Genomic DNA, 13045 nt, shown 5'->3' with positions numbered 1-13045 from the left:
CCTCCAGAGTAGACCGCGCCTAGCATGACCCCATGGTCCTCCGGCTCCGCGCTCTCGTCGTCGCGGCACACGGCGGGCCCACCCTCGTCGTGTCGATCGTGACCCTCGCTCTCGGGCTCGCCTCCGGTCTCGAGCCGGCGCGATCGGGTCTGCTGGCGGTCACGATCCTGCTGCAGCAGCTGTCGATCGGCTGGTCGAACGACGCGATCGACGCCGCGCGCGACACCGTCGACGGGCGCGCCGATAAACCGATCGCCCGCGGCGACCTCGACGCGAGCCTCGTGCTCGGGCTCGCGATCGCCGCGGCGCTCGGCGCGGTCGCGCTGTCCCTCCTCCTCGGGCCGGGTGCGGCGATCGCGCACGCCGTGTTCCTCATCTCGGGCTGGGCGTACAACGTCGGACTCAAGCGCGGTCTGCTCGCGACCGCCTGCTACGCCGTCGGGTTCGGCGCGCTCCCGCTCATCGTGACGCTCGCCGGCCCCGACCCTCGCGGCGCGCAGTGGTGGGCGATCGCGACGGGCGCACTGCTCGGCATCGCCGCGCACTTCGCGAACGTGCTGCCCGACCTGGAGGACGACGCTCGGCACGGGATCCGGGCCCTCCCGCATCGGGTCGGCGCGCGGGCGTCGGGGCTCGTGGCGCTCGGCAGCCTGGCCGTCGCGGCGGTGCTCGGCGTCCTCGGACCCGGGATGCTGAGCCCGCTCAGCGTCGTCGGCGCCGCCGCGGGCCTCGTGCTGCTCGTGCTCGGCGCGATGGTCGTGGCGCGCGCGCCGCGGTCGCGGGCGCTGTTCCGGATCATCATGGGCGCGGCTCTCGCCGCCGTCGTGAGCCTGGCCGGGGCCGGAGCCCTCATCGCACTGCCCTGACCGGTCGCCGCCGAGTCGGCGGCGCCCGCATCCGCTGATACCGTGAGCGACGTGGGAGTGCGCATCGAGAAAGTGGACCTTCCCGGCATCGGGACCCGTCACGACATCGTGACCGAGAACGGCCGACGCATCGGCATCGTGTCGCACCGCTCGGGCGAACGGGAGCTCGCGGTTTTCGACGACATCGACCCGGATGCCTGCCGTGAGCGCGTGAGGCTCTCGGAGGACGAGGCGCTCGCCCTCGCCGACGTCCTCGGAGCCTCGGTCATGCTGGGGCAGCTCGCGGGGATCCGCGAGCAGGCCGCGGGCCTCTTCACCGAGCAGCTCCTCCTCCCCGCGTCCTCCCCCTTCGTCGGGGGCCGCCTGGGCGACACGCGCGCCCGCACGCTCACGAGCACCTCGATCGTCGCGATCGTGCGCGATGCCGAGATCATCCCCTCCCCCACGCCCACGACCGAGCTCCGCGCCGGCGACACCCTGATCGTCGTGGGCACCCGCCCGGGCCTGGAGTCGCTCGCGCGTCTGCTCGCCGACGGCTCGCTGCCAAGCTGACGATGCACGGGTCGACGCTCCTCCTCATCGAGGTCGGCGCCCTTCTGCTCGTCCTCGGCCTGCTCTCCCGTCTCGCAGACCGCTTCGGGGTCTCGCCCATCCCGCTCTTCCTCATCGTGGGCCTCCTCATCGGCGAGGGCGGGCTCATCCCGATCGAGGAGAGCGAGGAGTTCTTCGCGATCGGCAGCGAGATCGGCGTCATCCTCCTGCTGCTGATGCTGGGCCTGGAGTACACGGCGACCGAGCTCGTCGACAGCATGAAGCGCTCACGGCGGGCGGGCCTCATCGACGCGCTCCTCAACGCGGTGCCGGGCGCCGCCATGGCGCTCATCCTCGGCTGGGGGCCGGTGGCGGCGGTCGCGCTCGCCGGCATCACCTGGATCTCCTCCTCGGGCGTCGTCGCGAAGGTGCTGCGCGACCTCGGCCGTCTGTCGAACCGCGAGACGCCGACGATCCTCTCGATCCTCGTGATCGAGGATCTCGCGATGGCGTTCTACCTCCCCCTTCTCTCCGCTCTCGTCATCGGCGCAGGGCTCCTCGCGGGGGCGACGGCGCTCGTCATCGCCGTGCTCGTCGCGATCCTCATCCTGTACCTGGCGCTCCGGCATGGCCGGATCGTCTCCGCGCTGTTCTCGCCGCACCACGCCGAGTCGCTCGTGCTCGGGGTGCTCGGGCTGACGATGCTCGTGGCGGGCATCGCGCAGCAGGTCAACGTCTCAGCGGCGGTCGGCGCCTTCCTCGTCGGCATCGCGATCTCGGGGCAGGTCGCTCGCTCGGCCGAGACGGTGCTGTCTCCGCTGCGCGACCTCTTCGCGGCCGTCTTCTTCGTCTTCTTCGGGATCGCGACCGACCCTGCTGACATCGTGCCCGTGCTCGTCCCGGCGATCATTCTCGCGATCGTGACGATGGCCACGAAGGTCGCGTCGGGCTGGCTCGCGGCGCGCGAGGCGGGCATCGCACTGCCCGGTCGGTGGCGCACGGGGCTCACGCTCACTCCGCGAGGAGAGTTCTCCATCGTCATCGCCGGCCTCGCGGTCGCGGCCGGCATCGAGCCCCAGCTGGCGCCGCTCGCGACGGCGTACGTGCTTATCACGATCATCGGCGGGACGGTGCTCGCGCGCGTCCCCGACTCCGTGTGGTTCAAGCGGCAGATGCTCGCCCGCCGCCTCCCCGCTCGCCCGACGAACCCGAGCGCGGGTGGCGCGAGGGCCGACGGGAAACGCACCACTCATACCCCCGGGGGTATCTGGTAGCATCGAGCATCCTCTTGCTCGGAAGGAGCACCGCGATGCGCCGCATCCTCGTCAGTCTCGCCCTCGCCGTCGGGCTGTCGCTCGCTCTCGCCGCCTGCGCCCCCGCAACCGTGCCCATCGCTCTCGACGAGAGCACCGTCGTGATCGACGTGCGCTCGTCCGCGGAGTTCGCGAGCGGTCACCTCGAGGGCGCCATCAACATCGACGTGCAGTCGCCCGATTTCGATGCGCTCGTCCAGCAACTGGACCGCGAGGGCGCCTACGTCGTGTACTGCCGCAGCGGCAACCGCTCGGGCCAGGCGATCGACAGGATGCGCGGCCTCGGCTTCACCGACCTCGTGAACGCGGGCTCCGTCCAGTCGGCGGCCGAGTCGACCGCGCTCCCGGTCGTCACCGGCTGACATCGGGCTCAGCCGACGGGGACAGCCTCCGCGACGAGCTCGCGCACCATCGGGATGACCTGCGTGCCGTAGAGCTCGATCGCGCGCATGTTCGCCGAGTGCGGCACCGGCCCGGTCGTGTACTTCAGGTCGAAGCGCTCGATGCTGAGCCCCGCGACGGTCGCGGCGATCTTCCGCGCGACGGTCTCGGCGCCGCCGACGTAGAGCGAGCCGTGCTCGATCTCGGCGTCGTAGTGCTCGCGCGTCGTGGGTCCCCAACCGCGCTCGCGGCCGATGCGGCCGAAGGCGGTCTGGTAGTGCGGCCAGAACAGCTCGTGCGCCTCCTCGTCGGAGTCGGCGATGAAGCCAGGCGAGTGGACGCCGACGGGCAGGCGATCCTTGCCCATCTGGTCGAGCGCCCGGTGGTAAAGGTCGACGTAGGGCGCGAAGCGCTGCGGGTCGCCACCGATGATGGCGAGGATCATGGGCATTCCGTAGTGAGCGGTGCGCACGACCGACTCGGGGCTGCCGCCGACCCCGACCCAGGTGGGAATTCTCCCGCTCGCGGTCTTGGGGTACACCTCGATGCCGGTCAGGGGCGCGCGCGTGCGGCCGCTCCACGTGACCGGGCCCTCCTTGAGCACCTCGGCGAGCAGGTTGAGCTTCTCGTCGAAGAGCACCTGGTAGTCGGCGAGCTCGAAGCCGAACAGCGGGAACGACTCGGTGAACGAGCCGCGCCCGACGACGATCTCGGCGCGCCCGTTCGAGATCGCGTCGATCGTCGCGAAGCGCTGGAAGACGCGGATCGGGTCGTCGGAGCTCAGGACGGTCACGGCCGACGAGAGCCGGATGCGCTCGGTGCGCGCGGCGATGCCGGCGAGCACGATGTCGGGAGCCGAGACCGCGTAGTCGTCGCGGTGGTGCTCGCCGATCGCGAAGGCGTCGATGCCGACCTGATCGGCGAGGACGCCCTCCGCGACGACGTCGCGGATCACCTGGGGGTACGGGACGGGCTCGCCGGCTGCGTCGTGACTCACGTCGCCGAAGGTGTTCAGGCCGAACTGCAGGCGGGCCGGGTCGATGGTCGCGGTCATGGTCATCCGTCTCTCTCGCAGGACTGGCTGCGCCAGCGTATCGAAATATGCAAACGCATGGATGCCCGTCGGCATTCCCGCAGGCGACTCACGGCTGGATGCGCTCGAGCTCCCATCCTCCGCCCACCGCCACGCGGAACACGAGCCGATCGTGCAGCCGCGAGGTGCGCCCCTGCCAGAACTCCACGCGATGCGGGACGATCCGGAAGCCGCCCCACCGCTCGGGGCGCGGCACTGTCTCGTCGTCGCGGAAACGCTCCTCGGCGTCTCTCACCTTCTGCTCGAGCGCCTCCCGGGAGGAGATCGGCTGCGACTGGTCGCTCGACCACGCCGCGATCTGCGCGCCGCGAGGGCGTCGGGCGAAGTAGTCCTCGCTGGCCTCGCGCTCGACGGGGTGCGCCTCGCCGACGATGATCACCTGACGGTGCAGCGTGTACCAGGGGAATACGACGGAGACCGCCGGGTTCGCCAGCAGCGCGCGCCCCTTGCGCGAGGTGTGGTCGGTGTAGAACTCGAACCCGCGCTCGTCGACGCCGCGCAGCAGCACCGTGCGGATCGACGGATGCCCATCCGGATCGATCGTGCCGAGCACCATGGCGTTCGGCTCGTAGACCCCGCGCTCGGCCGCCTCCGCCATCCACGCGGTGAACTGCGCGATCGGATCGGTCGCGACGTCCTCCTCCTCGAGCCTCTCGGCACCGTAGTCGGTGTGGCGCCGGAGCGCGTCGTCGAGAGGACCGGGAACGGCGTCGTGGCTCATGGCCACAGCGTAGGACCCGGAGCCCGGGAGCTCGCCGAGGGATCCGGGCGGCGCAGCGCCGCCCCTTACTGGCTCAGCCCATCGTGTCGAGGATGGCGACGAGCTGCTCGAACGTCGTCGTCGGGTTGACGATCGCGAAGCGCGTGTTGGGGCGTCCTGCGTGCGAGCTCGCGACCACGAAGGCGTGCTGGTCGTCGAGAAGGCGGTCGCTCCAGGCTGCGTAATCACGGGCATCCCACCCGTCGCGCTCGAAGACCACGACGGAGAGCTGCGGCTCGCGCACGAGGCGCAGGTACGGCCTGCGGGCGATCTCATCGGCGATCTGCCGCGCGAGGTCGATCGAGATCTCGATTGCCTCGCGGTAGGCCTCAGCGCCAAAGGTCGCGAGCGAGAACCACAGCGGCAGGCCCCGCGCGCGGCGCGTGAGCTGGATCGCGTAGTCGGACGGGTTGTAGTCGGCGGCCTCGGTCAGGGTGTCGAGGTACTCGGCGTGCTGCGTGTGCGCGAGCCGCCCGTGGTCGGGGTCGCGGTAGATGAGAGCGCACGCGTCGAACGGGGCGAACAGCCACTTGTGGGGGTCGACGATGAGCGAGTCCGCGCGCTCGACGCCCGCGAAGCGGTGACGGGAGCCGGGCGCGAGCATCGCCGCGAGGCCGTAGGCGCCGTCGACGTGGAGCCAGAAGTCGTGCGCGTCCTTGAGCGCGGCGATCGAGTCGATGTCGTCCACGATGCCGAAGTTGGTCGACCCCGCGGTCGTGACGACCGCGATGACGGCGTCACCGTGCTCGACGAGCGCGGGCTCGACATCGGCGCCGCGCAGGGAGCCGGACTCGCCCGTGGCGACGATCGCGACGTCGATGTCCATGACGTGGGCTGCCGACACTATCGAGGAGTGCGCCTCCCCGCCGCACACGACGACCCAGCGATCGGGGCGGGCGCGGCCGGCCTCCGACAGCTGGCGCGCGCGCTGGTCGCGCGCGGCGACGAGCGCCGAGAGGTTGCCGACCGTGCCGCCCTGCACGAAGACGCCTCCGGCGCTCGCGGGGAGCCCGAACTCGCGGGCGAGGAAGCGCAGGACCTCGTTCTCGGCGAACACCGCGCCCGAGCCCTCGAGCCACGAGCCGCCGTACACGGCGGTCGCCGAGACGACGAGGTCGAAGGCGGTGGCGGCCTTCGTCGGCGCCGAGGGGATGAACGAGAGGTACTGGGGGTGGTCGGTCGTGATGCACGAGGGCGCGAGGACGTTCTCGAAGAGGGCGAGCGCGCGGCGCGCGCCGATTCCGCTCTCGCCGATGCTGCCGGAAGCGAGGCGCGCGAGCTCGGCGGGCGAGAAGGGCTTGTCGAGGGGCGTGTCGGTGCTGAGGAGTCGGCGGCGCGCGTAGTCGAGCACCATGTCGGCGATCTGCGTGGTCTCGTCGCTCACGATGTGCATGCGCTGAGCGGCGGAGGAGACCTCGATCGCGGAGGCGCCGGACTCGGAGACCGTCGGAGTGGAGGGGGCGGCGGGGAGCGAGGAGCTCACGGGGTGGTCCTTTCGGGCCGGGCTGGCGCGCAAGGCGCACGGCCTCCGGCGCGCCGCCCCGCCGATCGGGTCAGCAGGCGCCGAATACGACGAAACCCGGCCGAAACCGGGATCGTGTCGTGGACCTGAGGGGATTCGAACCCCTGACCCCCTGCATGCCATGCAGGTGCGCTACCAGCTGCGCCACAGGCCCATGACCACCGGTTCGACCCGGTGACAACTCGATCACTGTAGTACACCGGGTGCGCCTCGGCCAATTCGGGCGAGCCCCTCGGGAGCGTCGCGCGACGACCCGCCGCGCCGGCGGAATCGATGTCCTCGTCAGGGCGTGTCGGCGGCGCTCGCGTGCTCCGAGAGGTCGAGCGGGATCACCGGGCAGTCCTTCCAGAGTCGCTCGAGCGAGTAGAACAGCCGCTCCTCCTCGTGGAAGACGTGCACGATGACATCGCCGAAGTCGAGAAGGATCCAGCGGCCCTCCGCGCGGCCCTCGCGGCGGAGCGGCTTGGCCCCGGCCTCGATCATCTTCTCCTCCACCTCGGCGGCGATCGCCTGCACGTTGCGCTCGTTGCGCCCCGTCACGAGGACGAACGCGTCGGCGAGGGGCAGAGGGCCGGAGACGTCGAGCGCGACGATGTCGTCGCCCTGCTTGGCGTCGGCGGCGCGAGCGGCGACGCGAACGAGGTCGATGGCACGGTCAGTGGCGGTCACAGCATCCTTCGGGGAGTGGGAAGAGGTCAGAATAGACCGTTGGCGGCGGCGACCACGAAGATCGTCACCGCGGCGATTGCCATCACGACGGTCGAGACGATGAGCACGGTCGTCAGCATGGCGCCGCGCGGGCGAGGGCCGGAGATCACGTTGCGGGTCGCAGTGTGACTGCTCACGGCGTTGATCGCACTGACGGGGGTGGAGTCGGAGCTCACGAACTCGCGGTCGCCCGGGTCGACGAGGTCATCGATGTCGGGGCTGTCGTGCACGGACGGCACGGCGCCGGTCGAGGCGATGCTCGAGGGCACCTCGACCATGCCGGTGATGATGATCTCGCCGGTGCCGGGCACGGGACCGGCGAGGCTCCCGGCCGGCATCTCCGGTAGCACGAGGGCGTTCGTCGACATCGAGGCCGACCCCACCTGACGGCTGAACGTGTTCTCGAACGGGTCGTCGGCGGGCTCGTGGAAGCCGGCTGACCAGTGCGAGCCGGTCGACGCGGAGACGGCGGGCACCGCCACCTCGCTCGAGGCGGGCGGGCCCGGCTCGATGAGGGGCGCTGGGGCCGAGGCTCCGGTCGATGTCGGCTGCCAGAGGTGGAGAGGCGCGGCCTCCGGCTCGTCCTGCGATGTATTGGGCGCAGGATCCGGCTCGGCCGCGGAGGACTGTTTCGCGTGAGCCTCGCGAAGGGCGCGCAGCTCGCGGCGGGTCATCGTGTACTCGGGCATCACGAACGCCGCGGGCTCGACGGCGCTGGGCTCGACGGCGCTGGGCTCGGCGTCGCCGGGCTCGGCAGTCTCCGGCTGGCGCGGGGAGTCGGGCTCGCTGATCGCGGGCTCGGAATCGAGCGATGCGAACGCGGGGTCGACGGCGGGCGCCGACGCGATCGGCGCCGAGTGCCACGGCGCGGAACCTGAGGTCGAGGAGATGACCGGGGCGACGTGAGAGCTCGCGGGGCCCTGCTGGGTGCGGTAGTCGAGCGCCGCGTCCTCCGGCTGCGGGGCGGGCGTGAAGGATGCGCGTCCGCGCTCGGCGGGCGGCCGGAAGTCGCGCGAGCGGGTCTCCCGGCGAAGACCGGGGGCGGTGGGCGGAGCGAAGGGGGGTGCGAGCGGCACGGAGGGCGGCAGCGCGGGCGAGCCGTCGCTCGACGCGGGCGTGAGCGGCGTCACGGGCTCGTACCGCGGCACGCGCGGCCGAACCTCGGTGCGGTACTCAATCGCGTCGGCAGGGGCCGAGTGAACGGAGGCGAAGCTCGACGAGCGCTCGGCTGCGCTCCCCTGGTCGCCTGCCGGCGAGGGCTGCACCGCGGACTCCCCGATCGCCTGGGCCTCGCTGTACCCGGCAGTGCTCTGCGCGTCCTGCTGCGCGCGACGGGTGGCCCGGCGGCTGAGCGGCGGTTCGTTCGAGGTGGTCATGAGGAGCTTCTCCGGTACAGGCGGTGCTTGGCGATGTACTGGACGACGCCATCGGGAACCAAGTACCACACGGGCGATCCCCGCTCCACGCGTTCGCGGCAGTCCGTCGACGAGATCGCCAGGGCCGGAATCTCGACCAAGCTTACGTCGCCCTCGGGGAGCCCGCGCGCACTCAGGGGGTGCCCCGGTCTGCTCACGGCGACGAAGTGGGCGAGCCTCCAGAGCTCGGCGACGTCCTTCCAGTCGAGGATCTGCGCGATGGCGTCGGCGCCCGAGATGAAGAACAGCTCGGCGTCGGGGAAGCGCTCGCGCATGTCGCGCAGCGTGTCGATCGTGTACGTCGGGCCGCCGCGATCGATGTCGACGCGGCTGACGCTGAAGCGCGGGTTGGAGGCCGTCGCGATGACCGTCATGAGGTAGCGGTGCTCGCTGCCCGTGGCATCCGGCTTCAGATACGGCTGGCCGGTCGGGACGAATACGACCTCGTCGAGGTGGAAGTGATCGGCGACCTCGCTCGCGGCGACGAGGTGGCCGTGGTGGATCGGGTCGAACGTTCCGCCCATGATGCCGATCCGCGCCCGCGCGGGCGCGGACGGCGGGGAGGCGACGGAGGCGGAGATCGCGCGGGCCGGTCTAGTGGTGGCCGCCGTCGTGGCCGGCGTCGTGCCCGCCTCGCGCGGGGCCCTTGCCCGAGTGCCGGTTGGCGACGTCGCGGTACGCGAAGGTCACGAGGCCCATCATCAGGAACGCGAGCGCGGCGACGCCGGCGATCACGAGCGGCGGAGCGATGAGCGGGGCGAGCTCCTCCGAGGCGATGAGGAGGCTGGTGAACGACATGCGGGTTCTCCTGACGAGGTCGATGCGGCGGGTCGAGTCTATCGCGGGCTAGCCGCGAACCTGCCCGTCGCCGCGCACGATCCACTTGGTGCTCGTGAGCTCCGGAAGGCCCATCGGTCCGCGTGCGTGGAGCTTCTGCGTCGAGATGCCGACCTCGGCGCCGAAGCCGAACTCGCCGCCGTCGCTGAACCGCGTCGAGGCGTTCACCATGACGACGGCCGAGTCGACCTCGGCGAGGAAGCGCTCCGCGTTCGCCATGTCGGCGGTGATGATCGACTCGGTGTGCTGCGTCGAGAAGCGGCGGATGTGCTCGAGGGCCCCGTCGAGGTCGTCGACGACAGCGACCGACAGCTTCAGAGCCATGTGCTCAGTCGCGAAGTCGTCGTCGGTGGCGGGCTCGAGACCTGCATCGACCGCGCGGGCGCGCTCGTCGCCGCGCACCGTGACGCCGGATGCCCGGAGAGCCGCCAGCACGGGGGGAAGCAGGCGGGCGGCCGCGTCGCGGTGCACGAGCACCGTCTCGACCGCGTTGCAGACGCTCGGCCTTTGCACCTTCGCGTTGTGCACGATCTCGACGGCCATGGACTCGTCGGCGCTCGCATCCAGCACGATGTGGACGACGCCGGCGCCCGTCTCTATGACGGGCACGGTCGACTCGCGCACGACGGTCTGGATGAGGTCGGCGCTGCCGCGCGGGATGAGCACGTCGACGTAGCCGCGCGCGCGCATGAGCTCGGTCGCGCCGGCGCGGCCGAAGGGGTCGATGGTCTGCGCGGCCGCCGCGGGGAGGCCGACGGATTCGAGCGCCGCGCGGATGAGCGCGACGAGCTCGCGGTTGGTGCTCTCGGCTGCGCTGCCTCCGCGGAGGACGGCGGCGTTGCCGCTCTTGAGCGCGAGGGCTGCGATGTCGATCGTGACATTGGGCCGGGCCTCGTAGATCGCGCCGACTACGCCGAAGGGCACCCGCACCTGGCTCAGCCGCACGCCGTTGGGAAGGGTCGATCCGCGCACGACGGTGCCGACGGGGTCGGGCAGCGCGATGACGTCGCGCACGGAGCGCGCGAGACCGGCGATGCGCGCCTCGTCGAGGCGGAGGCGATCGAGGAGGCCCACGGAGAGGCCGTTCTCGCGGCCGTTGGCGAGGTCGAGCTCGTTCGCGGCGAGCACGCGGTCGACACCGCGCTCGAGCTCGCGGGCGATGGCCTCGAGCGCGGCGTTCTTGACGTTCGCGGTGAGCGTCGCGAGGGCGCGCGATGCCTCCTTCGCGGCGCCGAGGACGTCGATCAGAGAAAGTGCAGCGGTCGTGGAGACGCCGGCGGGAACGGTCATCCCTCCAGTGTAAAGGCGGGCTCCGAGCGCGATCAGTCGCGCGGGGCGGCCTCGAACCACGTGCCGACCGGCTCACCGCGGAGGGCGGCGTCGACGCTGCCCGTGGAGGTCAGGACGACGGGGATCCCGTGCGCGACGGCATGCCTCGCGGCGGCGATCTTGGTGCCCGCTCCCCCGGTGCCGACGCCGGCCGAGCCGATGTCGCCGAGCTCGACGTCGGCGAGGTCGTCGTCGTGCTCGACGCGCTCGATGCGCGCGGCCCCCGGCTCGTGGGGCGGGCGCGTGTAGAGCGCGTCGACGTCGCTCAGCAGCACGAGCAGGTCGGCGTGCACGAGCTCGCTCACGAGCGCGGCGAGGCGATCGTTGTCGCCGAAGCGGATCTCCTGAGTCGCCACCGTGTCGTTCTCGTTGACGATCGGCAGCACCCGCAGGCCGAGCAGTCGCTCCATCGCGCGCTGCGCATTCGAGCGCGGCGTGGAATGCTCGAGGTCGGTGGCCGTGAGCAGGATCTGCCCGGCGGTGAGGCCGTAGCGCGACAGGCTCTCCTGGTAGCGCACCATGAGCACGTTCTGCCCGACGGCGGCCGCGGCCTGCTGCGTGGCCAGATCCGTGGGCCGGGCATCCAGCGACAGGAAGGGGATGCCCGTGGCGATCGCGCCCGACGACACCAGCACGACCTCCGCACCGCGCGCGTGCAGCGCCGCGAGCGCGTCGACGAGCGGGCCGATCTGCGCGGCGTTCTCGCCGCTGATCGACGAGGATCCGACCTTCACCACGACCCGGTGGGCGCTCACGACCTCCGGCCGCACGCCTGGCGTCACTCGTCCTCCCCTGAGTAGATGCCGGCCTCGCGCTCGCGCTCGAGCTCGGCGCGCGCCTCCGTCTTGGCGTCCATGCGCTCCTTGTAGCTCTGGCGTCGCTGGCTCGTCGTGGGGCGGTTGAGCGCGTCGAGGCGCGCATCCGTCCCGCGCGGGGCCGTCATGAGCTCGGCGGCGCTCGTGAGCGTGGGCTCCCAGTCGAAGACCATGCCGTCGCGGCCGCCGATGACGACGGTCGCGCCGGCGACGGCGCCCTTGGCGAAGAGCTCGCGCTCGACGCCCAGCTTGGCGAGCCGGTCGGCGAGGTAGCCGACGGCCTCGTCGTTCGTGAAGTCGGTCTGCTGCACCCAGCGCTCGGGCTTCGCGCCGCGGACGCGGTAGATCGTGCCCTCGTGAGTGCCCTCGGCCGTGACGGTGAAGTCGACGGCGTCGACGGCGCGCGGGCGGATGACGATGCGCTCGCGCGTCGCGCTCTCGGCGATGCGCGCGGCCCGATCGCGCTCGACGAGCTCGGCGAGCGCGAAGGTCAGCTGGCGCAGGCCCTCACGGCTCACGGCGCTGATCTCGAACACGCGGTAGCCGCGCGCCTCGAGCTCGGGCCGCACCATGTCGGCGAGGTCGCGGCCCTCGGGCACGTCGACCTTGTTGAGGGCGACGAGCTGCGGGCGCTCGAGCAGCGGCATCTGACCCTTCGGCACCGGGTACTGGGCGAGCTCGCCGAGGATGACGTCGAGGTCGCTCAGGGGGTCGCGGCCGGGTTCGAGCGTCGCGCAGTCGAGAACGTGCAGCAGGGCGCTGCAGCGCTCGACGTGGCGGAGGAACTCGAGCCCGAGACCCTTGCCCTCGCTCGCGCCCTCGATGAGGCCGGGCACGTCGGCGACGGTGAAGCGGCTCTCGCCCGACTCGACGACGCCGAGGTTGGGGTGCAGGGTCGTGAAGGGGTAGTCGGCGATCTTCGGCTTCGCCGCCGAGATGGCCGCGATGAGGCTCGATTTGCCCGCGCTCGGGAAGCCGACGAGCGCGACGTCGGCGACCGTCTTGAGCTCGAGGAGGATGTCGCCCTCCCAGCCGAGCGTGCCGAGCAGCGCGAAACCGGGGGCCTTCCGCTTGGTCGTCGCGAGCGACGCGTTGCCGAGGCCGCCCTGGCCGCCCGGGGCGATGACGATACTCATCCCGGGCTCGGCGAGGTCGGCGAGCTCGACGCCCTCGGCGTCGCGCACGACCGTGCCGATGGGCACGGGAAGGATCAGGTCGCCGCCCGAGAAGCCCGAGCGGTTGTCGCCCATGCCGGGCCCGCCGTTGTCGCTCGTGCGGTGCGGCCGCCGGTGGTACGGCAGCAGGGTGGTTTCCTGGGCGTCGGCGACGAGGACGATGTCTCCGCCGTCGCCTCCGTTGCCGCCGTCGGGGCCCGCGAGCGGCTTGAACTTCTCGCGGCGCACCGAGACGCACCCGTGCCCGCCGTGGCCGGCGCGGACGTGGAGGGTCACGCGGTCGACGAAGGTCGCCATAGC

General features: G+C 71.8%; 14 protein-coding genes and 1 tRNA gene. 4 read left to right on the top strand and 11 right to left on the bottom strand.

The genetic code is table 11. The features are described from left to right. The first annotated feature begins 32 nt into the window (after nucleotides 1–32). Genes FHX53_RS05705 through FHX53_RS05690 form a run of 4 tightly spaced genes read left to right on the top strand, consistent with a single transcriptional unit; the run spans nucleotide 33 to nucleotide 3072 of the window. Nucleotides 33–866, top strand: coding sequence for a UbiA family prenyltransferase (locus FHX53_RS05705; protein ID WP_182490380.1), 834 nt, complete (start codon nucleotides 33–35; stop codon nucleotides 864–866). Between the two features lie 42 nt (nucleotides 867–908). Beyond that, complete coding sequence (locus tag FHX53_RS14010) at nucleotides 909–1418, top strand: cation:proton antiporter regulatory subunit (RefSeq protein ID WP_343050852.1); 510 nt, start codon at nucleotides 909–911, stop codon at nucleotides 1416–1418. A 2-nt stretch (nucleotides 1419–1420) separates the two neighbouring features. Then, complete coding sequence (locus FHX53_RS05695; RefSeq protein ID WP_182490379.1) at nucleotides 1421–2671, top strand: cation:proton antiporter; 1251 nt, start codon at nucleotides 1421–1423, stop codon at nucleotides 2669–2671. A gap of 35 nt (nucleotides 2672–2706) precedes the next feature. Beyond that, complete coding sequence (locus FHX53_RS05690) at nucleotides 2707–3072, top strand: rhodanese-like domain-containing protein (RefSeq protein ID WP_182490378.1); 366 nt, start codon at nucleotides 2707–2709, stop codon at nucleotides 3070–3072. Between the two features lie 8 nt (nucleotides 3073–3080). Here the strand turns inward: FHX53_RS05690 and FHX53_RS05685 are convergent, their stop codons facing one another. The 11 genes from FHX53_RS05685 to obgE all read right to left on the bottom strand — a co-directional run bounded on the left by FHX53_RS05685 (nucleotide 3081) and on the right by obgE (nucleotide 13042). Further along, a complete protein-coding gene (locus tag FHX53_RS05685; protein ID WP_182490377.1) occupies nucleotides 3081–4145 on the bottom strand; it encodes an LLM class flavin-dependent oxidoreductase in 1065 nt (354 codons plus the stop codon). Nucleotides 4146–4233: 88 nt separating this feature from the next. Further along, a complete protein-coding gene (gene pdxH / locus FHX53_RS05680; RefSeq protein WP_182490376.1) occupies nucleotides 4234–4905 on the bottom strand; it encodes a pyridoxamine 5'-phosphate oxidase in 672 nt (223 codons plus the stop codon). A gap of 73 nt (nucleotides 4906–4978) precedes the next feature. Further along, nucleotides 4979–6337: a pyridoxal phosphate-dependent decarboxylase family protein gene (locus FHX53_RS05675; protein ID WP_182490597.1), complete on the bottom strand. Its 1359-nt coding sequence runs from the start codon at nucleotides 6335–6337 to the stop codon at nucleotides 4979–4981. 210 nt (nucleotides 6338–6547) lie between these two features. Beyond that, nucleotides 6548–6620, bottom strand: a tRNA-Ala gene (locus FHX53_RS05670). 128 nt (nucleotides 6621–6748) lie between these two features. Beyond that, nucleotides 6749–7135: a ribosome silencing factor gene (gene rsfS / locus FHX53_RS05665; RefSeq protein WP_182490375.1), complete on the bottom strand. Its 387-nt coding sequence runs from the start codon at nucleotides 7133–7135 to the stop codon at nucleotides 6749–6751. Nucleotides 7136–7161: 26 nt separating this feature from the next. Further along, entirely contained in the window at nucleotides 7162–8550 is a 1389-nt protein-coding gene (locus FHX53_RS05660) for a hypothetical protein (protein WP_182490374.1), read from the bottom strand. Next, on the bottom strand, nucleotides 8547–9170 hold the full coding sequence (nadD, locus tag FHX53_RS05655; protein ID WP_182490596.1) for a nicotinate-nucleotide adenylyltransferase: 624 nt from the start codon (nucleotides 9168–9170) through the stop codon (nucleotides 8547–8549). Before nadD ends, FHX53_RS05660 begins: the two co-directional genes overlap by 4 nt. Nucleotides 9171–9183: 13 nt before the next feature. Then, entirely contained in the window at nucleotides 9184–9387 is a 204-nt protein-coding gene (locus FHX53_RS05650) for a hypothetical protein (RefSeq protein ID WP_182490373.1), read from the bottom strand. 48 nt (nucleotides 9388–9435) lie between these two features. Continuing rightward, nucleotides 9436–10716 carry a glutamate-5-semialdehyde dehydrogenase gene (locus FHX53_RS05645; RefSeq protein WP_182490372.1) on the bottom strand — a complete coding sequence of 427 codons (1281 nt, stop codon included), beginning with the start codon at nucleotides 10714–10716 and terminating at the stop codon, nucleotides 9436–9438. A gap of 32 nt (nucleotides 10717–10748) precedes the next feature. Beyond that, nucleotides 10749–11537, bottom strand: coding sequence for a glutamate 5-kinase (proB, locus tag FHX53_RS05640; protein WP_182490371.1), 789 nt, complete (start codon nucleotides 11535–11537; stop codon nucleotides 10749–10751). Next, entirely contained in the window at nucleotides 11534–13042 is a 1509-nt protein-coding gene (obgE, locus tag FHX53_RS05635; protein WP_182490370.1) for a GTPase ObgE, read from the bottom strand. Before obgE ends, proB begins: the two co-directional genes overlap by 4 nt. Nucleotides 13043–13045 lie beyond the last annotated feature (3 nt).

Origin of the sequence: Microcella alkalica, from assembly GCF_014137945.1 — a bacterium.
Taxonomy (GTDB): Bacteria; Actinomycetota; Actinomycetes; order Actinomycetales; family Microbacteriaceae; genus Microcella; species Microcella alkalica.
The sequence above is the reverse complement of the archived record's forward strand: the minus strand, read 5'-3'. Positions and strand labels throughout refer to the sequence as shown.

Coding starts and splice junctions, on each gene's coding strand:
- FHX53_RS05650 (WP_182490373.1), bottom strand. CDS start 9,387: ATGTCGTTCACCAGCCTCCTCATCGCCTCGGAGGAGCTCGCCCCGCTC.
- FHX53_RS05685 (WP_182490377.1), bottom strand. CDS start 4,145: ATGACCGCGACCATCGACCCGGCCCGCCTGCAGTTCGGCCTGAACACC.
- FHX53_RS05705 (WP_182490380.1), top strand. CDS start 33: ATGGTCCTCCGGCTCCGCGCTCTCGTCGTCGCGGCACACGGCGGGCCC.
- FHX53_RS05695 (WP_182490379.1), top strand. CDS start 1,421: ATGCACGGGTCGACGCTCCTCCTCATCGAGGTCGGCGCCCTTCTGCTC.
- FHX53_RS05660 (WP_182490374.1), bottom strand. CDS start 8,550: ATGACCACCTCGAACGAACCGCCGCTCAGCCGCCGGGCCACCCGTCGC.
- FHX53_RS05645 (WP_182490372.1), bottom strand. CDS start 10,716: ATGACCGTTCCCGCCGGCGTCTCCACGACCGCTGCACTTTCTCTGATC.
- obgE (WP_182490370.1), bottom strand. CDS start 13,042: ATGGCGACCTTCGTCGACCGCGTGACCCTCCACGTCCGCGCCGGCCAC.
- FHX53_RS05675 (WP_182490597.1), bottom strand. CDS start 6,337: ATGCACATCGTGAGCGACGAGACCACGCAGATCGCCGACATGGTGCTC.
- FHX53_RS05690 (WP_182490378.1), top strand. CDS start 2,707: ATGCGCCGCATCCTCGTCAGTCTCGCCCTCGCCGTCGGGCTGTCGCTC.
- pdxH (WP_182490376.1), bottom strand. CDS start 4,905: ATGAGCCACGACGCCGTTCCCGGTCCTCTCGACGACGCGCTCCGGCGC.